Annotated in this window: 12 protein-coding genes; 3 read left to right on the forward strand and 9 right to left on the reverse strand. The window is 38.9% G+C overall.

Features of this window, described 5'->3' with window-relative positions; translation table 11 throughout:
• Positions 1 to 106 precede the first annotated feature (106 nt).
• The 9 genes from DHD80_RS13375 to DHD80_RS13415 form a co-directional block, all read right to left on the reverse strand.
• The gene (locus DHD80_RS13375; RefSeq protein ID WP_251741896.1) at positions 107 to 1,720 is read right to left on the reverse strand and encodes a M81 family metallopeptidase; all 1,614 of its coding nucleotides are present in this window, start codon (positions 1,718 to 1,720) and stop codon (positions 107 to 109) included.
• 745 nt (positions 1,721 to 2,465) lie between these two features.
• Positions 2,466 to 5,198 (reverse strand): glycoside hydrolase family 20 zincin-like fold domain-containing protein, encoded by a 2,733-nt coding sequence (locus tag DHD80_RS13380; RefSeq protein WP_251741897.1) that lies wholly within the window; start codon positions 5,196 to 5,198, stop codon positions 2,466 to 2,468.
• A gap of 179 nt (positions 5,199 to 5,377) precedes the next feature.
• A complete protein-coding gene (locus DHD80_RS13385; RefSeq protein WP_251741898.1) occupies positions 5,378 to 8,050 on the reverse strand; it encodes a glycoside hydrolase family 2 TIM barrel-domain containing protein in 2,673 nt (890 codons plus the stop codon).
• A gap of 138 nt (positions 8,051 to 8,188) precedes the next feature.
• Complete coding sequence (locus tag DHD80_RS13390; RefSeq protein ID WP_251741900.1) at positions 8,189 to 8,983, reverse strand: glycoside hydrolase family 16 protein; 795 nt, start codon at positions 8,981 to 8,983, stop codon at positions 8,189 to 8,191.
• Positions 8,984 to 9,026: 43 nt separating this feature from the next.
• Positions 9,027 to 10,802 (reverse strand): beta-N-acetylhexosaminidase, encoded by a 1,776-nt coding sequence (locus DHD80_RS13395; RefSeq protein WP_347709973.1) that lies wholly within the window; start codon positions 10,800 to 10,802, stop codon positions 9,027 to 9,029.
• 15 nt (positions 10,803 to 10,817) lie between these two features.
• The gene (locus DHD80_RS13400; protein ID WP_251741904.1) at positions 10,818 to 12,488 is read right to left on the reverse strand and encodes a sulfatase; all 1,671 of its coding nucleotides are present in this window, start codon (positions 12,486 to 12,488) and stop codon (positions 10,818 to 10,820) included.
• A 21-nt stretch (positions 12,489 to 12,509) separates the two neighbouring features.
• Positions 12,510 to 14,084, reverse strand: a complete 1,575-nt coding sequence (locus DHD80_RS13405) for an arylsulfatase (protein ID WP_251741906.1) — start codon at positions 14,082 to 14,084, stop codon at positions 12,510 to 12,512.
• Between the two features lie 100 nt (positions 14,085 to 14,184).
• Entirely contained in the window at positions 14,185 to 15,918 is a 1,734-nt protein-coding gene (locus DHD80_RS13410) for a RagB/SusD family nutrient uptake outer membrane protein (protein ID WP_251741907.1), read from the reverse strand.
• Positions 15,919 to 15,930: 12 nt separating this feature from the next.
• Positions 15,931 to 19,044 carry a TonB-dependent receptor gene (locus DHD80_RS13415; RefSeq protein ID WP_251741912.1) on the reverse strand — a complete coding sequence of 1,038 codons (3,114 nt, stop codon included), beginning with the start codon at positions 19,042 to 19,044 and terminating at the stop codon, positions 15,931 to 15,933.
• Positions 19,045 to 19,318: 274 nt separating this feature from the next.
• On the opposite strand from DHD80_RS13415, the gene DHD80_RS13420 reads away from it, so the two are divergent.
• From DHD80_RS13420 to DHD80_RS13430, 3 genes are all read left to right on the forward strand, one after another.
• Positions 19,319 to 22,282 carry a two-component regulator propeller domain-containing protein gene (locus DHD80_RS13420; RefSeq protein WP_251741914.1) on the forward strand — a complete coding sequence of 988 codons (2,964 nt, stop codon included), beginning with the start codon at positions 19,319 to 19,321 and terminating at the stop codon, positions 22,280 to 22,282.
• A 196-nt stretch (positions 22,283 to 22,478) separates the two neighbouring features.
• Complete coding sequence (locus DHD80_RS13425; protein ID WP_251741916.1) at positions 22,479 to 23,648, forward strand: AGE family epimerase/isomerase; 1,170 nt, start codon at positions 22,479 to 22,481, stop codon at positions 23,646 to 23,648.
• Positions 23,649 to 23,776: 128 nt separating this feature from the next.
• Positions 23,777 to 25,792, forward strand: coding sequence for a family 20 glycosylhydrolase (locus tag DHD80_RS13430; protein ID WP_251741918.1), 2,016 nt, complete (start codon positions 23,777 to 23,779; stop codon positions 25,790 to 25,792).
• The last annotated feature ends 185 nt before the right edge of the window (positions 25,793 to 25,977 follow it).

Raw genomic sequence — 25,977 nt, forward strand, 5'->3', positions numbered from 1 at the left:
TTGGGAACCAACCTGATACCGCTACCTGGTTATAATCCATTTTCCATGGTCATATCGTCCTGCTAAAAACTTGTAATTTCCTTCTTTCTTGTACTGAAAAGTTATTTTATTGCACTTGAAAATGTTTTGGGATGTAAGCCTCGGATGAAGGTATCAATTTTGCTTTTAGATCGGGGTCTTTCATGTTTTCATCAAGTGGGAACATTGGCCTGTTGATCCTACTGTATTCAAGGCTTTTCAGGTCTTGATCTACCCCGCCAGGGGTAAGCGCCATGATCCAGTCTGCCTGCATATTGTATAGTTGCGGTACCAAATAGCCCATTTTCACGACTATTATGTCCGTGGCCATAGGATCGAGACCTAAGCTGTCGAAGTTAATATTTCGATTGCGATCTTTCGTGACAATAACCTGGATACTGCCCACCTTCACTACCACAGCCTTGTCATCAATAGATTCCACTGTCCCTACCAGCTGTACAGGAGGTGCAAAACGCGAATCTACTGTGGCTCCTACATAACCCTCAACTTTTCCTCCCACACCTGCTGCGGTGGCTTTTTTCGCCAACTCTAGTCCCGGTATAGATGCATAGATCATAGAAGGGCCGTTTGCGGATTTGAATTCAGGACGGGCCAGGATTTCTCTTAGCGTCCAGGTCACGTCACCAGCTCCTCCAGCAGTAGGGTTGTCCCCAACATCACTAATGAAAAACGGATGTATTTTGCTTGCCAAAGCCTTGTCCAGGCTACCATGTAAATCGTCTGTGGGGGCAACAAAATCGAATTTTGACCTTACTTCCCATAAGCTTTGCGCCAATTGCTCTGCTGTGCCAGATACTTTTTCTTTATCATCTCCCGTGACCATCACCACTGCATGATTTCGAGGTTCGTCTGCCCAGGCATAGCCAATCCATATAGCGGCATCAATGACCCCCTCTTGTGCCGTGGCCGATGGCAATTTTCCATACAGGCTTTTCGCGGGTTCTACCCGGGTACTGGTCTTTTCCCCGGGCAACAAAATTGGTACGGGAATCCAGGCTTTATAAGCAGGTTTTCCCTTTCCGCTTTCTATCCTGGACAATAGATTGTCTATGGCACGTTTCTTTGTTTCATATCGATCTTCATGGGGTGCCATACGGAAACATGTGATCAAATCGCTGTTTTGGGCCAGGCCCCAAGACACGTTGCCATGTAAATCCATTGAAGTAGATATAATGGCTTCCTTACCAATTACTTCACGAATCCGGGCGATAAAATTCCCCTCAGGATCATCCATGCCAACCACGCTCATGGCACCATGCAAGTCCAGGTACAGACCATCATAAGGTGTGTTTTTCTTAAGAAGATCCAAGGTTCGTTCCACAAGGGATTCAAAGGTTTCTCTGGTAACGGCACCTCCAGGTGACGCACTGGCTACCATTGCGGGAAACCAATTTGCCCTAGTTCGATTGAGGGAATCTTTGGACATAAAAGGATAGGAGGAGAACACAGCTTCACCTTGCAGCACACGAAAAGCATCTTCTCGGGCTAGTGCCGGTGAAAAAGTGCTCGATTCTGTTCCCATTCCCGCAATGGCAATACGAGGTTGTACTTTTTGCTTGGCATTGTCTGCCAACTCCCGGTCAGTACTATCTTTGATCAAGGTTTGTTTTTCTAAAATAAAAAAAAGAGAGGTGGATACGACCAATGTAACGAAGATGGTTAGAAGAAATAATTGTTTCATATTTTTAATGTTTTTCCCTAAATAATAATGCCTGCGGTAGGTTAGTTCGCCGAGGCATGCCTGAAAATTAACCTGCCTCCCGGTAGGTTTATACAGTCGGACTTGACCGAGCTTCGTGATTTCAAATCCCGGTAGCTCACAGGTAGAAAAACCACAAAAGCAGGGTATTTTCCAAAGTCCCGAGCTACCCAAAAAGATCCCTCCAACTGGAGCGACATCTACAATTCCTTGATGCGTATGTTCCTGAACCATACCGTGTATCCATGGCAAAGAAATCCTATGTGTCCTTTCTCACGTTTCAATCCGGGATAATCTTTACCATCCAAAGTTCCGTTTTTTCGGACATCGGAGATATTCCCATCAAGTATGGTAGTTCAATTCAATATCACCTTTATCTTTGGGCCATTCACGATCACCTCCTGATAGTTCCACTCGGCTTTAGAGAACCGCACTTTCGCGGTAATCTATTCAAGCCTGCTCTGTCCAAAATATTTTTTATTTAAAAGAATTTTAGATGTTACCCAAATAAAATAAAAATTTATTTTTATGATATTGTAAATATTAATGTGATAATATGAAAGAACGGTACTTTCAATATTTAATTTAATTAAAAAATTTGATCCCAAATAAAATTTTCTTCATTTTTCCATTTTCTTCACTTTCCATAGGTATCTCATTAAAATTTTAAAAAATTGTTTGATGTTTGAATATCCTGAAGCACAAGAAATATATGACTGAGCAGCGTTTATTCCACCACAATCTCATCAAGAAAGATAAAGCTAGATCTTCCGGCGCCGGTATGCCATTCTGGTAATGGTCCCATAGATTTCACCACAACTTTAATATATCGCGCTTTTTCTTTTAATTCTCCCGAAGAAAAATTCTCAATGATCAAGCCTGGATTTTGTGGATCTATGGGATTTTCAGCAACAGCTACTTTTTTAAAATTTTTCGCATCTTCTGAAACATAGAACTCCACGCTTTCCGGTAACATAATCCAGGATATTAAACGCTGGTAGAAATCTGCCGAAATTTCATTTATTTCGGTTTTTGTTTTTAAATCTAAAACCACTTCAATATCCTGTCCGGCATAACCCTGCCATCTGCCATCGCCAAAATCTTCAGAACCTTTTAGTCCGTCGGTAAGTCCGCCAGTACCTCCTGCGGAATAAGCAGGATTTGCAGTACTTACCCGGCCCTTAATTTCTGGCTTTGCACCCAGGGCTTTATGCACATTAAAGTATTTAGCTGAAATTTCGCCTTTTTTGGTGTTTTGAAACGCCCTTGCCTTAATCTGTGCATTTTCTGTAACACTTAACGATCCTTTATATAATTTGCTATCCCTCGTTGGTTCCCCGCCATTGGTGGTATATCTAATTTCAGTATCCGGATACAGCGTACTTAAATTCATCTCCATTTCCCCGGGTTTTATAGCCTCCCCGGCATTTATAAATACGTACGTTTCAAGGTCTAATAATTCACGAGCTGCCTTGTCATATTTATTTAGATTTTCGGTAAGCCAATACTCCCGGTTTTCAGCTTTCCACAAATGGATGTAATCTATTTTAAGTTGATGTAATTCCTTAAATAATTCATCACGGGTTTGTTTAATTTCTTCCTCAGAAACTGCCTCAGGATTCTCGTGAACTTTTTGTAATTTTAGAATGAACAAGTTCTTCTTTGCAGCAAAAGCAGCTCTTTTTGCAGCATTTTCAGCCACTTGCATAGTTATCTTTTCTGCACCTGCTTTATCGGCTTTAGCCTCAAGTTCTTTAGCCAAGGCACTTGCTTGTTTCAGCATCGTTTTATTGGCCTGCTCAACTTTTTGTGCTTCTTCTTTAGGATAGAAATCGAAAATACTACTCCAAACCGATGCGTTACTCATACTTCCAAAAACAGGAATATCTCTCAATTCCCTAAATTTATTCAGGGATTGCATTATACTTTCCCCGTTTTTCATATCAAAGAACAACAAATCCATTCCTTTATTGAAGGTACTTAATCTACTCTCTCTTTCTTTTTTAGCCTCTGCTTCTTCCTGACTTTCGATTGGATTCCAGGCCATTTCTGCACCCCAAATAATTCCGTGCCAGTTAGCATTGAATAAAGTTTCTCCATCATCATCCCAGGCAGTATTTATCATTCCCATAGCGCCGTATTCTTTTCCGTCCCTCACGTAGTTCGCAATGTTTTTTACGGCAACATCTAAATTGGGATAGATCTCACTCCAGCTTCTCACCCCGGGAGCGACCATAAAATCAAAGCCCGATTCTTTAAAAGGTAAAATAGTTTTGTCAAAACTGTCCCTGGGATCGTATCCCCAGGAAAGGATGATAAGATCTTTTGGCAGCTGATCTATAATTTCCTGGTGGTTAACAGCAATATCTCCCCACATCATAGTTCGTTTACCGTGTTTTTTAAGAATCTCATCCAGCTTATTTATATGCATCGCATACACGGCTTCCATTCCCAAAGAATCAACCAGGGCTTTGGCCTTTCCAGATCCCAGGCCGTCGGTTTCATCGGCCCCAATATTGAAAAAAGGATGGTCATAGGCGTCGGCGGCATCCCCAAGATAACCTTCCAGGAACCCATAAGTTGCGGGACTTCCTGGATTCAAATTCCATTTATTATCGGCAATATCATCATAGAAAGGAATTTTTAAAATTTCTTCCATGTGCCCAAAAGCCTGTTGGTTACCAATTAATACTAAATGATACTGCGCTGCAAATTCTTCTAACTCGTTAATTTCTTCGGGAGTAAAAGAATCTAAAGGCGCGATATCGGCAAATTTTTCATTGCGAAGTGTGTGCTCGGTATAAAGGTTTAAAAAATTAAGCTTGTATTGCGAAAGTTTACGAATGGCGTCTTTTACAAAAGCTACTGTTGGAATGGGACCCCGACTAATATCGTCCATCCAGCCCCGGTATTCCAGTGCTGGCCAGTCAGTAATTTCCAGCACGGGAAGGTTTCCATTTTCAGCTGTTTTTATAAGCTGTCTTAACGTTTGCACGCCATAAAACAAACCTTTTTCAGTATTGGCGATAAGCCTAATTTGATTTTTGTCGATTTTAAGCCAATATCCCTGTTCTCCAATTTTCTGAAGTTTTTCTGAATCGGGGAGGTGTTTTTTTATTTCTGATTCCGGATTTTTTTCTATGGAATATAAAATAATATTAGCTTTTTTCGGAGATATTACCAGTTCTGAAGCAACTCCCATTTCTTCAGATAATTCATCTTTTAACTGTTGAAGCGCAAAGTCATTATGCTTAGAGCTGTTAACCCAAAGTCGTTGATTATTATTCAGGCTAAATTCAGCTTCCGAAGTAATAATCTCTTGCGGTTTTGGAATAAGCGTAAAATCCTGCGCCTGCATTCTTAGAAATGAAAACCCAAAGAACAGTAGCATAGTTATAATGCTCAATCTACTGCTGGGACTAGTTCTTATTGTGGCATTTACCGCCTTTTGTTTATTCATATGCTAGATATTATTTAAGATTTGCTTGAATGTCCGTATTCATTCATAAGCTCAGAAAGCTGTAACCTGCACCAGACCTCACAGTCCCGATAGCAATGCAGGATCAAAAACCTGTGAGGTCTCTCGTAGAATGGCTGCTGCATACTTATTCATATTCGTGAACTTGTGACTATTATCTTTTAATTATTTATTTCTTTGCCACCAAAATCCTCTTGCTGCTGTTCCACTTCCTTGAGTTTTATCGTATTCAATTCCTGTTGCAATTTCTCAACTTTTTCTTCCAGCTCTTCCTGATTTTTGCTACTTTGCTGCAGCGTAGAATTTCTGTTTAACTTATAAGCCGCTAGTTCTTCGGTGTCATATACCATTTCCTTTTTAGCCGAAACACTGTTAAAAGTGATTTCTCCGCTTACTGGTCGTTGTGATCCTTCCAATCTTAAAGTCGCTTTTACAGTAATTTTTCCCGGGGTATTTGTGGTTTTAACTAGAACCGGAGCGGTTCCCCACCTTAATTGCTGCGGATTGGCAATAAAATTTTGATTGCCCAAAATCTCCCCTTCTCCCGAAATCTCAAATTCCAGGGTACTATTATTCAATCGCTTTATATTTCGGTTCTTATCGGTTACTGCAGCAACCACGGTCACAAAATCGGAGCCATTGGCATGCAAGTCCAGGTTCTCGTCATCTAACCAAAGCATAATTTTTTCTGGTCTAAGTGCCGGCCTTACCGTATCGGTTGCGACCAATTTTCCATCAATAAAACCTTCGGCTTTTAAAAATACTTCGTTTGCTTTTTTTGCTCTATGCTTTTCTTTGATATCCATAAAATTATAGACATCTTTAAACACAATAGGAGGGAAGGGCATGCCTTCTCTATTTTTATCTATTTTGTGCGTAAAGGTTTCCCCATTTTCAAATTTTGTCAATTTTACTTCGTCGCAATTAGAGAAAACAGTTACATCATTTGGGGAAAACGGGGTCATCTCGTTAGCGATATAAATCATGGGTCCGGTTTCGGCAATAAGATTAGATTTCTCCGGGTTTCGTTGTGCTTTAAACATATAATAGGAATATTTTGGCTGTCTATAAGCATCCATTATTCCGCCGTAAAAAGGATCGGGATGATAGCCTCTCTGGTGATCGAAAGGATGCCAAAGTGCACCACCAATATGCTGCCGACTGGTTTTATAGAAAATATCATAACTTATATAGGAGTAAGGCGGAATTGAATAATGCTGCGCCTGTACCAACATAGGATTTTCGCCCCAGGCACGGGAAACACGGCTGGGAGAATTATGCGAATTCCAATCATCTACATTGTCACCCCACTCGCGGGTGAAATAAGTTTTTGAGGGATCTGCCTCTTCTTCGGGCAACATTTCAAAAGGATAGGTATATAAAATGTCGAAATGTTCGCTTCCTTTGGCTTCCAGGTCAGAAGCCGAATGGGAATTGGGATAGGGAAATTCCTCTTCCACGATCTCCTTGGCATTCTTGGCAAAAGCATCTGGATACCAGGTTTCGTTTAAAATAGGTTCCCACAAAAATAGACTGGCCCTATCGCGGTCGCGACGCACCATATTCCGAATATCCTGGTAAACAAATTGCTCAAACTGCGGATCTTTGTTCCAGAACTGCCATCCAGGGGTGTTCACGATCACAAATAATCCCAACTCATCGGCAGCATCCATAAAAGCAGGATCCTGTGGATAATGTGCATTTCGAATTAAAATCATTCCAGCATCCCTTAGTTTTTTGGCATCTTTCCAGTGAATGTTATTGGGCACGGCATTGCCCACCACCGCAAAATCCTGGTGCCGGTTTCCACCTATAATGGGCTTGTTATAAGGTTTTCCATTAAGCCAAAACCCATCTTCACCTTTAAATTCGAGGCTGCGAATACCAATGCGTTTTCTATATCCGTCAACTACCTTTCCTTTGTTATTTTTAACTTCAATCTCTAGATCGTATAAATGAGGATGTTCCGGTGCCCATAACCGCGGATTTTTGATGTTTTCTTCGGAATTAAAATGAGCTGCGGAATTGGCCTTTAAATTGAAATTTTTAGAACCCTTGTGTATTATTTCTCCCGAAGCATCCTTGAACAGATATTCTATTTTTCCGCTGAAATCATCTGGAGTTTCATTTTTAAGCTGCGTTTTCAGCAATATTCGAGCGTTTTTTCCCGAAACTTTAGGATAGGCTACCAATACGCCACCGCCTGCGGTTTCGTCTTCATAATTTTGGTTGGTAATATGTACTTTGTTATGGGAGATCAACCAGGCATCGCGATAAATTCCACCAAAATAAGCAAAGTCTAAAACTTCCTGATCTTTTCCCGGGGGATAGGAAGGATCATTACTATTATCTGTCCAAACGGCGATCACGTTGTCCTCGTCCCAATTTAAGGCATCGGAGACATCAACAATAGCCGGTAAGTACCCGCCAAAATGCTCTTTTAGGAGCTTTCCATTTACATAAATCTTAGATTTTCCCATAATGGCTTCAAAGTGTAGAAATAACTTTTTACCTTTTAAGTTGGCACCTGGGGTAAAATGTTTCCGATACCATACTTCTCCCTGGTAATTGATGCCGCCACTTGCTTCTTGTGGCAGGTATTCAATGCCGTTGGGAAGATTTACTACAGGCCATTCTTTATCATTAAAATTTTTCTTTTCGGCTCCTACTACTGCTCCTTTGTGAAATCTCCAAGCAGGATTCATGGAAAAGGATTTTCTGCCGGTTTCTTCCAGTTCATAAAACCCCGCGGTAGAAAACTCCGGCTGGTGTTGGGCCCCTGCAGTAAATCCAATGGTAAATAATAATAGAAATAAAGTCTTTTTTATAAACATCGCCTTAATCGTATTCAGGTTAGTAATAGAATCTAAATAAAAGATGCTGCATAGGTTTTCTACAAATATTCAGTAATAATCCGACTTCGAATCCATAAACCCCGAATTAACGAATCCCCACATAATCTCATTAACCAATTATTTTTCTTGATAAACCCTTACCCAATCTACCAGCATTTCTACCGGTAGGTCTTCATCATTAATGCTGCCTACCCAGCTTCCGCCGAGCGCCTGATCTAGAATAATAAAAAATTCCTGGTCAAAAGGCCATTGTTTGGAGTCGGCATTTTCAATCTTAGGATAAGTAAAGGTTTCCTCGCCATTTAAGTAAAACTCCAACCTGTCTGGGTACCATTCCAGGCCATACACGTTATAATCATCTACCTTAAAAGCCACTGTTTTAAAATATTTTGGTTCTTCTTTTTTCTCCTGAATATCTATATAATTACTATGAATAGTTTGATAAGCTAGAGTATCAGAATTTAATTGCTCCATAATATCAATTTCCCCACTATGTGGCCACCCACCATATTCCGGGTCTTGTGGCATCATCCAGATGGCCGGCCAGGAACCTTTTCCTTTATCCAGTTTTGCCCTCACCTCAATTTTCCCATATTTAAACGAGAATTTATCGGTGGTCCTAATACAACCGGTATTGTATTTTACTGTGTCGCCTGGCCTGGTATTTAAAACTCCCCTAAGATGCAAATTGCCATTTTCCACATATCGTGTTGCATCATTATCGGCACAATAGCAAGCCCAATCTACCGGTTTCCTGGGAGCAAAAGACCATTTTTTGGCATCTGGTTTCCCTTCGTAATTAAATTCGTCCTGCCAAATAAGATCCCATTTTTCTGTGGTTTTTTCCCGGACTTTTCCTGTACCACATCCGGCAACAAGAACGATAAAAAGTAAAATGATTATTTGTTTCATCTGATTTTTTGAATATTTGAAGATATTTTTCATTTGTATTTGGTCAATATTCCGATTTTTCAAAATAATTGGGGTGGAATCGGATGCCATTATTTTTCCATCTCCTATAATGCCCCTGATTAAGGCGTTTTGTGAAATCTTCAAAGTCTTTATTATCCTTTGAGCTCCAAACTGCTTCGCTAAAGGCAGTCATTCTAGGGAGTAACATATATTCCAAATGTTCTACCGAAGAAATAAACTCAGTCCAAATTGCGAATTGAGATCCTAAAACGTATCTCGCTTCTTCAGTATTTAAAGATTCGGGTATAGGCTCATAATTATACACTTTTTTTAGAGTGTTGATAGAGTATGGGCCTGCCTGTGGCTCTCCCTCGGGATCGGCTTGATATCTGTTAAAATACAACGGATCACTTGGGGACATAACTACATCGTGCCCAGATTTTGCCGCAGCAATGCCGCCTTTTTCGCCCCGCCAGCTCATTACTGTGGCTTGTGGTGCCAAGCCGCCTTCCAAAATTTCGTCCCAGCCTAAAAGTTTGCGGTTATGCGCATCCAGAAATTTCTCCATACGTTTTATAAAATAACTTTGCAGCCCTTCTTCATTTTTAAGGTTCTCTTCCTGAATCCTGGCCTGGCAGGAAGCGCATTTTTCCCAATAAGATTTATCTACTTCGTCCCCGCCTACGTGAATATATTCTGAAGGGAATATTTCCATCACCTCGAGCAGCACATCTTGTAAAAATTGAAAAGGGGCTTCTTCCCCGGCGCAATAATTAAATGCCATATTTTCGGTATCTGTCACATCGTTCCAAAGGTTTGATCCAGGAGGATCCTGTTTTGGCTGTGCACAGGAAAACTCGGGATAAGCGGCAAGGGCTGCGGCAGAATGTCCCGGCATTTCTATCTCGGGAATTACCGTGATGTTTCTTTTTGTGGCATAAGCGACAACCTCCCGAGCTTGCTCCTGGGTGTAAAACCCGCCATAACGGTAAGGCTCCCCGGTTAGGGGTTCAGCATAAGTAGAATCTTTTTTATAAAAAACACTACCCGGAATTTCCTGCCGCCAGGCCCCAACGGAGGTCAGTTTCGGGTATTTTTTAATTTCTAACCGCCATCCTTCGTTGTCGGTGAGATGCCAATGAAAAGTATTTAGTTTGTAAAATGCCATTAAATCCAATACTTCTTTGATGGTTTCTACGGAATAAAAATGCCTACTTACATCCAGCATCATGCCTCGCCAGCCAAATGCAGGCTCATCGGTAATTTCCATCACTGGAAGAGTAATTTTTTCGTTGGTACGTATGTCCGGGAAATATTGCAAAACACTCTGCATTCCATAAAATACTCCCGCTGTTGTGGACGCAGAAATTTCAATATTGTCTTCGGAAATTTCCAGTTTATAGCCTTCTTCAACTAAACCTGATTTTTCATCTATCTGAAACCGGATTTTCTTCCCGGATTTTTCGTTGATAGGAAGCCCAATTCCGCTTAAACGCTTTACTTGCTTCTGAAAATAGATAGTCATTTCTTCCAGACCATCGTTTTTTGAAGAAAACTGAAGAGAAGTATTTTCATCCACTTCAAAAACCCCAGAACCTTTATCCATTTTAGAAGGAGCTGGAATAAGCTGAGCTTGAACCGTGCTTGTTATTCCAAAAAGTACAAGGAAAAGCATTAGGCTGTTCGAGAAGTTTCTTTTTTTCAGTAGCAACTTATTATGATGCCGCATTAAATTCACCGGGTATAAATCTCGGATTATAGTTTGAAGAAACTCCGAAGATAAAATTCCTGAGTTTCTGTGGAAATTGAATATGTGCATACTTAAAACTTAAACTTATTTATCTTCATAAACCTTTATAAACTGCTTATCCAGTTTTTCAGAATCCTTATATTTTTTACGTACTTCTTTAAGTTTTTGTACCATCTCTTCCCTTACTTCCGAGTAATCTGGATCGTAAAAAATATTGTGCAATTCTTGTGGATCGTTCTTTCGGTCGTAAAGCTCCCATTCATCTATATCATAGTAAAAATGGATTATTTTATATTCTTTGGTGGCAATTCCGTAGTGCCTTTTAACGGCATGTTCCGCCGGGTATTCATAATAATGGTAATAAACGGCATCCCGGTCCCAGGCCTTCTGTTCTCCTTTTAAAAGTGGCACCAGGCTTTTGCCTTGCATTTCGTCTGGAGCTTCAACCCCGGCAACATCTAAAAATGTTTGTGCGAAATCCAGATTTTGCACCATTTCTTCCTCTGTAATACCCGCTTTTATTTTGTTTGGCCAACGGATGAGTAATGGGGTTTTAAAAGACTCTTCATACATAAAGCGCTTATCGAACCAGCCGTGTTCGCCTAAATAAAAACCTTGATCTGAAGTGTAAACCACAATCGTATTGTCAGATAAATTATTGTCATCTAAATAATCCAGAACCCGACCCACGTTTTCATCTACGGCCGCAATGGTTCCAAGGTAATCCTGCATATAACGCTGGTATTTCCATTTCATAAGGTCTCTATCGTCCATTTCATGATAATTCTCAGCAAATTCCTTATTAATTGGGCTGTAAACTTTATCCCAGGCAGCTTTTTGTTCCTCGTTCATCCTACTGGTAGGATCGCCTAAATAAGGCTCCTTAATCCCCAATTTTTTAACCACACTGTCCGTCAACTTATTGTCGTTGGTAAGGATCATATGGGTTAGAATGTTCATTTCAGCAGTTTTGGCCGCTGTACTTTTACGGTTTTTTGGCTGCTCCAAATTTTTTTTTTGAGAAGTAAATTCGGGAGAATTTGCTTTAAGATGAATACGGGTGTAATCATCAAAAAGTGTTTCCGGTAATGGAAATTCTTTTTTTGTAAATTCTTTATAATGCCTCTCTGCTGGTAACCAGGCACGGTGTGGCGCTTTGTGCAGATACATTAATAGAAAAGGTTTTTCGGGATCCCGCTTTTTTTCCAACCAGTTCAGGGTAAGATCGGTGATAATATCGGTTACATAACCATCTATTACGGTGTCACCATCTTTAGTCATAAACTTAGGGTTATAGTAACTTCCCTGGCCGGGTAAGATTTTAAACTCATCGAAACCTTTTGGGTTATTTCCAAAATGTAATTTTCCGAACATGGCTGTTTGGTAACCGGCATCTTGCAAGAGTTGCGGAAAAGTGACATTCGTGGTGTCAAATTTACTGAGGTTATCTATTTTGCCATTCATATGGCTGTGCTTTCCTGTTAGAATTACCGCTCTGGAAGGGGCACAGATGGAATTGGTGACCGAGGCATTATTAAAGAGCATACCTTCTTTGGCAAGCCTATCGATATTTGGAGTATTAATAAGCTTATCGTTGTAGGCGCTTATAGCCTGATAAGCGTGATCGTCAGACATCATAAAGACTATGTTGGGACGTTTGTTTTCTTCTGTTTCCTTTTTTTTTTCTTCATTTTTACAGGAAAACAAAGTTGCCGCTAAACCTAGCGAACAAAGGAAAACTCTGTAATTGGCCATTGGATTAAATTTGAATTCTCGTTAATGTTTATTCTTAGTACTTGTATTTAACTCTTTAAAATCCCTAACTTTTTTCAGTGCTACTTTCATTTCTTTCATTTCTTTCATTTTTTTTGGGATTTTAGAAGCCAAATTTTCCGTTTCTCCGGGATCTTTTTTTAGGTTATAAAGTTGTGGTTTTTCTTTAAACCCGGTTTCTATGTTTACTCCCCAGGGCACCATTGATGGGCCGGGGTAAGGTTCGATATATTTATAATCTCCCTCAACGTAAGACAATACATTTCTAATGGCTTGCTGTACCAGAGATTTTCTACCTTTCGCTTGTTGTCCGGTAAGAGCTTTCCACTGGTTTTGACTGTCTATAGCTTTATCTTTGGGTACATTTTGCCCGGTGGCCGCCGCAAAAGACCTTAGGAAATCTACCTGACTTATTAAAGCCGAAGATTTACTTCCAGGACTTATTTTTCCTTTCCATTGTACGATAAGAGGCACTCGGGTGCCGGCCTCGTAAGCACTATATTTTCCACCGCGAAAACCTCCAAAAGGATTGTGTTCCCCCAATCTTTCGGTAGCGCCATCAACATAACCATCATCTAACACGGGACCGTTATCACTGGTGAAAATTATTAGGGTATTTTCTTCTAAGCCTAATTCTTTCAGCTTTTTTTGAACTGCGCCTATTGTATAATCTAATTGTACAATTACATCGCCACGTGGGCCTTTTCCTGTGGTGCCGGCAAAACGTTGATGCGGTACACGAGGTACGTGAATATCATGGGTGGCGAGATATAGAAAAAATGCTGTGTCTTTGTTTTCTTGTATAAACCCAATCGATTTGTTTACCAAAACATCGGCGATATCTTCATCTCGCCATAAGGCTTTTTTTCCTCCGCTCATATAACCTATTCGGCTTATCCCGTTGGTGATGCTTTGGTTGTGCCCGTGGGAATACATCATTTTTAATTGTTCGGGATTTTTGCTTCCAGTAGGCTTGTCATTGAAGTTTTTGCGGTAGCTTACGCTTATTGGGTCTTCAGGCTCCAGGTTTACCACCCGGTGATTTTCTACAAAAACCGTTGGCACCCTATCGCCGGTAGCGGGTAGGAGGTAGGCATAATCAAATCCTATCTCCAGGGGACCGGGTTTAATATCTTTATTCCAATTAATGGGAGCCTCTTTCCCCAGGCCAAGATGCCATTTGCCGACTACCGCGGTTTTATAGCCGGCTTTTTGCAAAACTCCCGGTAAAGTAGTGCGTCCAGGTAAAATGAGACTGGTAGCATCTCCCGGCGCCACTCCTGTACCTTTTTTTCTCCAGGCATACTCTCCCGTGAGCAGGGCATAGCGAGAAGGGGTACAGGTAGCTGCAGTTACATAGGCGTTGGTGAATTTCAAACCATTTTTGGCTAAATTGTCTATATGTGGTGTAGGAATTTGTCCTCCATAACTACTGATGTCGCCATAACCCAGATCGTCGGTATAAATAAGGATGATGTTGGGAGTTTGATTTGTTTGCTGTGCGGAAGCAGTAGTTGATGAAAGATCAATACAAATTGGGATAAATACCCCAATGATAATTTTTAAGTAAGCTTTCATAAGAAAAAGTTGTGAAGTAAATCTCAATATACCTAAAGCTGCATAAAAAAGGCAGGTCCCTTGTTAGAAGAACCTGCCTGTTTCTGGCTAATTCAAAATTTTACCAACCTGGGTTTTGAGTCACGTTGCCTTCACTTAGAACAATTTGTTCTGTTGGAATTGGAGACAAATAGTCTCTACCTAAATTAAAACCAAAACCTGATGGTATCGTGTTAATGTAAGGATCTATATAACCCTCTTGATCCACTAAAATAGATTCGTTGATTAAATCTGAAAATTCTGATTCTATATCACTACCAACAATTTTAAAACCTTTTAATCTTTTTCCAACAATTAGCTCGTCAGCAGCAGCCCAACGCATTAAATCATCAAAACGCTTTCCTTCTAGAGCCAATTCCACCCTACGTTCTCTTCTAACCTCATTGATAATATCACTCAATGCCGGAAACGCTTTATTTGGATCAGTAGTAGGGTTAATATTTAAAGATGGCATATCTACTCGAGACCTAAGTAGGTTGATGGATTTATCTAAATCTGCTTGTGTCAAGGTACCCAACTCGGCCTTTGCTTCAGCAAAATTAAGCAGTACTTCGGCATATCTAAAAATTATAGCACCTGTCCAACTATCATATCGTTGGGCATTATCTGTAATACCTCCTTTATAAATTTGAAACCCAGTGGTATTGGTTATTTCGTTATTGCCCCTAAAGGTCGGATATTCAAATATTTCGTTTGGTATCCCCGAATTTAAGGTAAGCAAATCTCCTGGAGTACCGATGGTTTGAGCAAGTCTGGGATCTCTATCTTTCACAATGTCCGTAAGACTGCTTTCCTGACTGGAGCTGTACAAAGGACTCACTCCAATTGGTTGCCCGTCAATAGCCAAATAGGAATCCACCAAAGATTTGGTCACCCCAGTTCCAGCACCTGTATGGGGAAGATAATGTCCCACACGGTGGATTAAACCTTCTGAAGGATCGTATTTTTTCCAGAACATAACCTCAGAGATTCCTGAATAATCTACTTTATTAAATAAATCCCAATAGGTTTTTTCAGTGCCATTATCATATAAGGAATAACTTTCTTGGTCCATTAAAGTTTCAGCGGCATTTACAGCCCACTGCAAAAATTTAGCACTTTCATTAACAGGTGCGGCAAATACAGTACCATCATGATATTTCTCCCAAGTGCCCTCATAAAGGGATACCGAGGACTTTAAGGACAAGGCTATACCTTGATGCACTCTAAAAGCCTCAGCAGAACCTTGTGGCTTTAATCCGGCTATCGCTTTGTCTAAGTCTTCAACTATTTTTGTCGCTAATTCGTTTCTTGGCATTCTAGCCGATAGCAATTCTGGCGAATCTGTATTAAGTGTTTTCTCAATATATGGTACTCCGCCATATCGTTTAAGAAGGTTATAATAAAACATAGCTCTAAAGAAATAGGCCTCTCCATCATAATGTGCAATCAAAGCAGCATCCCCTTTGGCGGTGCCACTATTTTCAAGATAAAAATTCACACTTCTAATAGAACTATAATTCCAAGAATTATCTGAAATGGGTGCAAGAGCGTTATTTCCTACAAACCGGTCGTTGACAAATATTTCTGCCAGATTATCACTGTTGTTGTCAAACTCAAAAATACCCCCGTTAAATCCAGAATGTACTGGAAACGATGTATAAAATTGATTTAAGAAAAGTGCCAGGTCATTGGGTGTTTTCCAATATTGCTCCGGAGATATTTCATCTTGGGGCAGTTGATCAAGTAAATCATTAGAACAGCCGACAAATGTGGCCATAAAAAAGATTAAAGTAAAAAATTTTATATGTTTCATAATGTTGTTTTATTAAAATTGAACATTTAAGCCTATAGAATAAGATTTTTGAAGCGGATATATTTTTCCATTACCCCAACGCCCCCCAGTAGCTTCTGGATCGTATATTCCAGAGATCTCAGAAATAGTTAAAAGATTTTCACCTGTAATAAATAATCTAAGCTTGCTAAGAGATAGTTCTTCTATTATGGATTCTGAGAAATTATAGCCAAGAGTTGCATTCTTTAATCTTATGTAAGATGCATTTTGTAAATATCTGGTTTGTGTTTCTTGATTTCTCCAAGCGCTTCTAAATGTTGGTCTTGGCAAAAATGCTCCAGGATTATCTGTAGACCAATAATCAGCATGCTCTGCAAGTGCAGCAGATTGCCATTGGTTTCCTACGGCCCCAAAAGTATATGGACCGCCCGCCCAAACGTCTCTTTTTGCAACACCTTGCCAAAACATTGAAAAGTCAAAACCTTTATAATCGAAACCACCATTTAAAGAATATTGATATCTAGGTGTTGAATTACCTATGACCCTTCTATCTCCTGGATCATCGGTCGTATTATCTCCCCAATCGATTTGGCCATCACCGTTAAGATCTGCATACTTCACATCACCAGGAAACCATACGCCACCATACATTGTGGATTGATCTATACCATTATCTATTTCTTCTTGATTTTGATATAAACCAAGCGTTTCAAAACCCCATATTTCTCCCAACTTTTGCCCTTCACGGTAATTGTCCAGCAAATTATTTGGGTTGCGGTACTTTTTTACTGTTGTTACAGCATCAGATAAAATAACACCAACATTGTATTTAAAATCGCCTAAATTATCCTTCCATTGTGCGCTAAAATCAAAACCTTTGGTTTCTAAAGATGCGTTATTAGCTTGTGGTGCAGATGTTCCTAATAATGCAGGGTATCGTTCTGCCGGTCCAAACATATCGTCTGTCTTTCTAATGAAGTATTCAACAGTTGTTTGTAAACGGTTGTTAAATGCACCCACATCTAAACCAATATTTTGGGTGCTCACCGTTTCCCAAGTTATATCTGGGCTAACAAGTCCAGGTGTTAAGGTATAATTTGGTCTGCCTCCACTACCTAACCACCACAGGTTAGTCCTAATTGGCATACGTGGTACATATAAGTAATTAGCTACATTTTGATTTCCAATAGAACCCGTAGAAAAACGGAACTTAAACATATTTACTTTATCTATATTCCAGAAATTTTCTTTGGCGAGGTTATATCCAACAGATAATGATGGGAAAAAATCCCAACGGCTGTTTTCAGCAAATCTTGATGATGCATCATAACGTCCGTTAAGTTCAAAAAGATATTTTTCTTTGTAATTATAGGTAAACCTTCCAAAATAACCTTGTGTGGTGTAAGTTCCTTGTGAATCATCAATATTATCCTCTCCCACAGCCGTAGAGATTGAAGGCACGCCATCTGTTATTAAATCATTTCTAGAACCACCTATAGAACTGTAGCTAGATTCCTCTTGTTGAAAACCGGCCAATGCTGAGAAATTATGCACCTCGTTTATTTTTTTCTCATATGAGACAACCAAGTTGGGGGAGATATATGAGTTTTCAGAAGCATATCTATAAAAACTATTATTGCTTCTAATTAAACGTTCCTCTTCGTTAGGCTCTATAACACCTACCTTTGCATTGTGGCTGGAGTAGTTGTAATTCGCTTGGCGATAGTACAGACTAGTTTTAATTTTTAAGTCTTCAATCGGTTCAAATACTAAATCGAGACCTATATTAGTATTTAAATCTCTCGTCTTCGTACGGCCCCCGTCTAAAAGGAATGGAATTTCGGAGCCATCACTGTATGAGCCATTTGGCATAACCACCCCGTTTGTTGGCCAACGTCTTGCAATATTGTGAAGGTACAAGCCCATGTCGTAGCTTGGTCTATCTATATCTCCTCTCGACAGTCTAAGATTAGCATTAATAGTAAACCAATCAGTCATTTTGCTTGAAACTTTAGTGTTAAGAGTATATCGTTGAAAACCATCATCTCCAAAATTCATGATTCCAGGTCCATCATAAAACGAACCTGACACATTGTAGCTTAATTTTTTTTCGTTTCCAGCGAAACTTAGGTTATGCTGTTGCCGAAGTACCAAATCTTTGTACATCACATCAAACCAATCTGTATTGGCATTTGAGCCTGTATATTGCTGCCATCTCGTACCAGCTTCATTTGCAACAGTCACCGGGGTATTCACTGGATCAGCAAGATAGTCTCTTATACGATTTAAAACTTCATCACTAAAAATAGGAGCACCACCACCGTTGGTTGCAGATAAATTAAAATAATTTGCGAAATCTAAAGAATTCATCATTTCAGGTCGGTTTAAAGGCGTAGAGTAGATGAAATTATTAGAATAAATAACTTCATGTCCAGATACGCCTTCACCACTCTTAGTCTTAACCAAAATAACACCAAACGCTGCACGCGAACCATAGATAGCCGATGATGCAGCATCCTTTAATACAGAAATACTTTCAATGTCATCTGGATTGATATCATTTAAACCAGAAGGGTCATTCAAAGGAATATCATCAACTACCACTAAAGGGGCACCGGTTCCCTGAAGGTTGCCCACGCCCCGAATACTAATGTTCATATTAGATCCTGGTTCTCCGCCACTATTTCCGACACTTAAAAGCAAACCTGGTGCAGCACCTTGAAGTGCCTGCATGACATTATTGACCGGCCTGTTTTCTAATTGTTCCGCATCAATGGTACTAATCGCTCCGGTAAGATTGCCTTTCTTTTGCGTACCATATCCAACTATGATCACTTCTTCTAGTGCTGCTGATTCTGTTTGTAATTGGATATTTAGATTAGTTCTCCCATTTACAGGAACTTCTTTAGTCGTATAACCCATGTATGATATGGTAAGAATTGCATCTGTAGGTACTTCAATATTAAACTCACCATCAAAGTTGGTCATTACACCATTGGAGGTGCCTTTTTGTACCACATTAGCGCCGGGCACAGGAACGCCAGTATCGGTTTCAGAAATTTTCCCATGTACGGTAATTTTTTCTTGAGCAGATACAATAGTATTCATAAAAAGAATGCTTAAGAAAAATAAATAAAAATGTTTCATATGATTGATTGGTTTTAATTTGAATTCAATTTTTTTCTTAATCGAAATAAAAAACTTTCGTTAACTGATTATTTCTCCTGCCAAATTAGTATAATTTGTAAATTCTCGTTAAACTTGCACTACTACATTTAGGTTACATTAACATTACTTTTAGGTTAATAATGTTATGAGAAAAGACCATAATTGCATATGTGTTATGTTTTTATCAGGACATAGGGTTAAAATAGTTAAGGTATTATCGAGTTACATTTTACTTTTCATTAAGTATTTTAATATGACCTTTTTGGTATTTTTTAGTGGAGGTCTTCTTAATGCCCAAAAGCCTGTTTTACAGTTTAAACATTTAGATATAAGAGATGGTTTTTCCGACAATAGGATAAGCCAAGTGGTTCAAGATAAAAATGGAATCATTTGGGCTGCTACCAGACTGGGTATTAATAGATATGACGGCGAAAAAGTAAGTGCTTATCCCTTAAATAATAGTGCCGAAATTTATGATTTGAAGATTATTGGAGTAGATAATATATTGATTGCTACCAGTAAAGGATTATATACGTATCATAAAAAAAGAGACCGGTTTGAACTTTTTAGTGTTGAAACAGATGATAATACCAGGAATATTTTTAATAAGGGGGTTTTTAGCATTTCCAGTTCCAATTCTTACGATTTTTGGATGGCGGGGGGAAAGGGGAAATTCTATTCTGTTCGGGAGGATCAAAAGATTTATAGCTACAGTGCTCCCCAGTTAAATAAAAGCTTTTCAAACACGAATATTATTTCCCTTTCAGAAGATACGCGTGGGAGGTTATGGCTGGGAACAAACAACGGAGAAGTTTGGGTTTTTAATCCACAAACAAAAAAACTTATTCCTTTAGAGGAAATAAATAATTCTTATCCCATAAATGATATTGTAGTTGATAATCTAAATCAATTATGGGTAGCTACCAACGGAAATGGAGTTTATAAATATAATCTAGAATCTAAATCGCTAATTCATTATACAGCTACGGCGAAGAGAGGAGAAAGTATCAATAACAATGTAGTTTTGTGTATATATGAGGGAAATAATCAACGGATTTATATAGGAACGGATGGAGGTGGTATTAATTTGTTTGAGCCAGAAAAAGACCATTTCACTTATTTTAAACAAGAAGTTGGAGAGTGGGGATTATCAGATAATTCAATTTTGTGTTTGGCCAGAGGAATGCATAATGTGATTTTTGGGGGCACCGTACATGGAGGAATCAGTTATTTCGAAGATCGTATTAATGTGTATAATATTTCTCCACAACAATTAGAGTTTGACACGGATAAGCAGGGATCCAAAATTCTGGAAGATGCTGAAGCTAACCTCTGGATTACGGCAGGGAGAAACGGTTTACGGAGATATAATCCAGAAACTGGAGAGGTCACAGTTTTTATAGATAATAAGAATAATAGTAGTGACCTCGCAGGAGATATTGTTCTGTCTATGAAAGAAGATAATAAGGGACGTATTTGGATAGGTACGCTTAGGGGCGGTTTAAATATATATGATACAAATCTGAAAAAATTACTACAATTTTCAGAGCAGGAAAACTTACGATCTATTTACGCTATTGAAGAAGCATCAGGTGAAAATATGTGGGTGGGAACCGCAAATGGAGTTGTGGTATTCAACGACCAACTTCATATTATAAAACGAATTAACACTGATAAAGGTTTAAGCAACAATGGAATTACCAGCATTTATAAGGATGTAAAGGGAGTAATGTGGGTAGGTACAGAAAAAGGACTTAATATTCTATCTAAGGAAGGTGAACAACTGCAAAGTTTTTATACTTCTAAAAAAGATACTACAAGTTTAAGTGGAAACCATATACTTTGCATTAATGAAGGTCCAGACTTGTCGGTCTATGTAGGAACCTATGGATTTGGGTTAAACAGGTATTCTCGAAGGTATAAAAATTTTGAAAGAATAGGAGAACAGGAGGGATTACATGGTAAAATTGTTCGGGGTATCCTTGTAGATAATGAGAGGAGTTTGTGGCTTAGCACAAACCTTGGGTTAAGCCGAATAAAAAGTGATACTATTAACAGTTTTGGAATTCAAGAGGGGATTCCACCTTTTCATGGTGGAAATGCCAGTTTGAGTAAAACAGGTCGTATTTATTTTGCAGGCAATGATGGCCTCTCCTATTTTGAGCCAGAAACTTTGCAGAGGGATGCATCACAACCACGTGTTTTTTTTACGAGTTTTAAGGTGGTAGAAGAAAAAGGGGCAAGAGACCTAGATCCTACAGCCGTTTTTAATAATGAACAAGCTTATAAGCTAAAGCTTCAACCCGGCTATAATCTTTTAACCGCAAACTTTTCCAGTTCCAATTACTTCGATTTAGATGACACTGAATATTTTTACAAATTAGAGGGCTTAAATAATCAATGGCATGCTTTAAATAAGCGTAAATCACTTACTTTTTCTAACCTTGCTCCAGGAGAATATAGGCTACATATATCAGCAAAAAATGGCACGGGACAACTATCTCTTCAGGAGGCAAACATTCAATTTCAAGTATTGCCTTCTTTCTGGCAACGTTGGGAAATACAAGCTTTCTTGTTGCTCTTAACGGGACTGTTGATACTTTTTCTTGCTAACTGGCGTAATAGAAATATTAGAAAACAACGAGACAACTTTAAAAAGATAGTCGCTATTAGAACAAAGGAGGTAGAAAAGGAAAAAGATAGGGCTTATAAAAATGAACTGGAATTATTGGAAACCGAAAGACAAAATGAACAGCTTAAACAGAAAAGACTGAGTGATGAACTGCGCTTTAAAACAGAAGAGCTTACCAATAGTACCCTGAGAACGGTGCATAAAAATAATTTACTAGTAGAGATAAAAGAAGATTTTATCTTGGAAGCGAAAAAAAATGTTGTACATAAACAGTTATTCGAAAACATTGTAGAAAAAATAGATGATAGTCTGACCATAGATACTGAATGGGAGCAGTTTTATACATTATTTAATCAGGTAAATCCCGGATTTATACCTGGTTTAAAAGAAGAAACTTCTTCTCTTACCGATAGGGAATTACGACTTTGCGCCCTTATAAAATTAAATTTTCCATCTCAGCAAATAGCAACTTTGTTCGGGATTTCTTTAAGCTCCATCAAAGTAGCCCGTCACCGTTTAAGAAAAAAATTGAAGATAGAAGAAGGTACTTCTTTTGAAATTTTTTTTAAGAGTAAAGGGTTTTAGGTGACTTTGAAGTTCACGAAGTATTATCCGAAAATTTTGGAATTAACGACACTACCATAATTAGTAAGTTTAGAAATATTAAATAGCGAAAATTAACTTACTAAAAAATTATGATTTCTAAGAAAGTAAGAGTTAAAAATTTTTAGTAGTCTTTCGGAATAAGTCATTATATTTGTTTTATGTATAACATATTGTAATGAATTATTCCCTACTTTATAAAGAAAGTCTCTTCTATAATGTCATCCCTTTTTGGGAAAAAAACTCTCTTGACACAAAATTTGGTGGTTATTTTTCCTGTCTCGATCAAAAGGGGGAGATCTATGACACCGATAAATTTATCTGGCTCCAGGGCCGGCAGGCTTGGATGTTCTCCTATTTGTACAACAATGTGGAACAAAAAAAAGATTGGCTGGAAATTGCCAAACTGGGCATTGATTTTTTAATTGACCATGGGCGGGATGACACGGGCAATTTTTACTTTTCCACTACACGCGAAGGAAAACCGCTGGTTCAGCCCTATAATATTTTTTCAGATTGTTTTGCGGCAATGGCTTTTGGCCAATATGCTAAGGCAACAGGGGATAAAGAAATACAGGATCTGGCAAAAAATACCTATTTCAATATCCTTGACAGAAGGGAAAATCCCAAAGGCCAATATGAAAAAAGCACGGGCAACCGACCGTTAAAGAGCTTTTCCCTCCCTATGATCCTTTCGAACCTGGTATTGGAACTGGAGGCGGTTTTGCCTGCAGAAGAAGTTGAAAAAACCATTGATTTTAGTGTAAATGAAGTAATGAAGGTTTTTCTTCAAAAAGACAACGGACTGATTTATGAGTTCTTGAATCCGGATGGAACTCCCAACGATAGCTTTGAAGGCCGACTTATAAATCCCGGGCACGGATTGGAGGCCATGTGGTTTATGATAGATATTGCGGTGAGAAGTAATGATAAGGATTTAATAAAAAAAGCTTCAGAAACGATTTTGAAGATTTTGAATTTTGGTTGGGATAAAAAGTATGGCGGGATTTTTTATTTTCTGGATGTTAAAGGATATCCTCCGCAGCAATTAGAATGGGATCAGAAATTATGGTGGGTGCACCTCGAAGCCCTGGTGGCTTTGTCTAAAGCATACTTACATACTAAAAACCCTAAAATTTGGGAATGGTATGAAAAAGTCCATCAATACACGTTAAACCGCTTCCCCGATAAAGAAAACGGGGAGTGGTTTGGATATTTAAACCGCCAGGGGGAGCCATATTTAACTTTAAAGGGAGGAAAGTGGAAAGGTTGTTTTCATGTTCCCAGAGGCTTATACCAGTGCTGGAAAAATTTTGAAAAAATTGAACAAGAAAACTTATTGAAATAGTATTTCATTGGATTTGGAAGGCATAAACTATGGAGTATTTAGAGGCAACAAAGGCATTTTGGTAATTTATTTTTAAACCGGGGAAGGCATTAGAAAGACTTCGGTTTTCAGATATTTATTGTTTTCTTATGGATAAATTAATACTTTTCTTTTTATCAATTATGGCTGCCGGGCTTGGCCAGGCCCAAACAATCAGTTTAGAGGAAAAATATCCTATAATCCCAATACCTCAGGAAATTAAATATGGGGAAAGTGAGTTGGAATTTAATTCAATTCAAATTCTTACCTCTGAATTTGTACCCGAATCCAAGCAGCTGATTACATTTTTTGAAAACAACGGCATTAATGAAGCAGTAAACGGTGTAAAAATCGAAATTATAAAAGAACATATTTCTGTCCATAATGCCGAAGAAGCTTATAAATTGAAAATTGGTTTTGAAATTAAAATTTGGGCCAGCACTTCAAAAGGAGCATTTTACGCCATAAAAACCCTACAGCAAATTTTTAGGCAGCATTCTGAAATTGGGATTTTGCCCCAAGTAGAAATCACAGATTGGCCCGCATTTAAAATTAGGGGGTTTATGCACGATACGGGCCGGAATTTCCAATCGGTCGCCCAGTTAAAAGAACAACTTGAAGTGCTGTCACAATACAAATTCAATGTATTTCATTGGCATCTAACCGATGATCCTGGGTGGCGTTTGGAAAGCAAACTATACCCACAACTTCAAAATGAAGCCGCCACGTCGCGGGGAAAAGGTAAATTTTATAACCAGGAAGATTTTAAAGATATTTTGACGTTTTGCAAAGCGCGGCATATAACCGTGATTCCTGAATTTGATATCCCGGGACATTCGCGGGCCTTTAGAACAGCTATGGGTTTTGAATCGATGCAAGATGAAAAGGCGCTCCCTGTTTTGTTGGATTTGTTTGATGAATTAGCTGGTTTGGCGAGTGCTGAAGAAATGCCCTATATTCATATTGGCACCGATGAGGTGCGCAATAAAGAAGAGTATGTTCCCGATGATTTTATTCAAAAAATTATGGATAGAGTTAAATCAAATAATCGGGAAATCATTGTTTGGAAAGAAGGTATTGAAATAGAAAAAGACTCCACCTCGATCAATCAACTCTGGGCACAACACAGCCCACGAGAAGGTCATCGGTTTATAGATTCCCGTGCCAATTATATTAATCATTTGGATCCGTTTGCAGGGATGGCACGCTTGTTTTTTCAACAACCTGCAAGACAACCCCAGGGGGATTCTTTGGCTTTGGGCGGAATTTTAGCAGTATGGCCAGATAATAACGTTGCCCATGAACGTGATATTTTAAAGCAAAACCCCATCTATCCTTCGATGGTTTTTTATGCTGATCCCATCTGGAAAGGAAGGGCTGAAAATAAACTGGAATATTGGGCTAAATTGCCCCCTGCGGGGTCAAAGGAGTATCAGGAGTTCAAAGCCTTTGAAGATAAAGTTATTACCCACAGAAACCTCTTTTTTGAAGGAAAAGAGTTTCCCTACGTTCGACAGACTGATATAAAATGGAATATTGTAGGACCTTTTAAAAATGATGGTGATGTTGATTTGCGTTTTCCGGTTGAAGATACTTTGAAGGCTTCATATAATGTGAATGGAAAAGATTACGAATGGTCTCCACCTATAGTGGGCGGTACCATTCATTTTCGGCATTTTTTTAATTTTCCGGCCTTGACGAATGAAAGAACGGGTACTTTTTATGCCTATTCTGAAATTTATTCCCCAGATGATCGCGTCCAGGATTTTTGGGTAGGATTTCAAGGCTGGTCACGATCTGGCGGTAGGCGGGTAGGGCCTTTTCCAGGTCAGGGAGATTGGCATACTACCCACCCTAAGATTTGGGTCAATGGGATGGAGATAGAACCACCTAATTGGAAGCAACCAAATTTGGGCACAAACACGGCTGAGATCCCATTTGTTGACGAGGATTATTTTTATAGGCCCCCTACAAAAATTAAGCTAAAAAAAGGATGGAATAAAATGCTGTTGAAAATCCCCCAGGACACCAACTCATGGAAATGGATGTTTACCTGCGTACCTGTAAAAATGACAAATGATGGGATTCAGGAGGAAAAGGATTTGAAGTTTAGGACGGGTTTTTAAGAAATGCCAAAGCCCTTAAATTAATATGTAATACATAATGCAATACGTTTTAATTGATTACCTTCGCTAAATTAGAAATAAATATACTAGCCGGTTCTTCTAAAATAAAGGAATATAATGAGAGTTAATTTGAATCCAAAATCTGACCCACAATAAGAAAGTCATAGTTTAAATGAAAAAAATCC

This window comes from Gramella sp. AN32, from assembly GCF_023718305.1.
GTDB lineage: Bacteria > Bacteroidota > Bacteroidia > Flavobacteriales > Flavobacteriaceae > Christiangramia > Christiangramia antarctica.

Coding starts and splice junctions, on each gene's coding strand:
- DHD80_RS13385 (WP_251741898.1), bottom strand. CDS start 8,050: ATGTTTATAAAAAAGACTTTATTTCTATTATTATTTACCATTGGATTT.
- DHD80_RS13420 (WP_251741914.1), top strand. CDS start 19,319: ATGACCTTTTTGGTATTTTTTAGTGGAGGTCTTCTTAATGCCCAAAAG.
- DHD80_RS13390 (WP_251741900.1), bottom strand. CDS start 8,983: ATGAAACAAATAATCATTTTACTTTTTATCGTTCTTGTTGCCGGATGT.
- DHD80_RS13410 (WP_251741907.1), bottom strand. CDS start 15,918: ATGAAACATATAAAATTTTTTACTTTAATCTTTTTTATGGCCACATTT.
- DHD80_RS13425 (WP_251741916.1), top strand. CDS start 22,479: ATGAATTATTCCCTACTTTATAAAGAAAGTCTCTTCTATAATGTCATC.
- DHD80_RS13400 (WP_251741904.1), bottom strand. CDS start 12,488: ATGGCCAATTACAGAGTTTTCCTTTGTTCGCTAGGTTTAGCGGCAACT.
- DHD80_RS13395 (WP_347709973.1), bottom strand. CDS start 10,802: ATGCACATATTCAATTTCCACAGAAACTCAGGAATTTTATCTTCGGAG.
- DHD80_RS13375 (WP_251741896.1), bottom strand. CDS start 1,720: ATGAAACAATTATTTCTTCTAACCATCTTCGTTACATTGGTCGTATCC.
- DHD80_RS13380 (WP_251741897.1), bottom strand. CDS start 5,198: ATGAATAAACAAAAGGCGGTAAATGCCACAATAAGAACTAGTCCCAGC.
- DHD80_RS13415 (WP_251741912.1), bottom strand. CDS start 19,044: ATGAAACATTTTTATTTATTTTTCTTAAGCATTCTTTTTATGAATACT.
- DHD80_RS13405 (WP_251741906.1), bottom strand. CDS start 14,084: ATGAAAGCTTACTTAAAAATTATCATTGGGGTATTTATCCCAATTTGT.
- DHD80_RS13430 (WP_251741918.1), top strand. CDS start 23,777: ATGGATAAATTAATACTTTTCTTTTTATCAATTATGGCTGCCGGGCTT.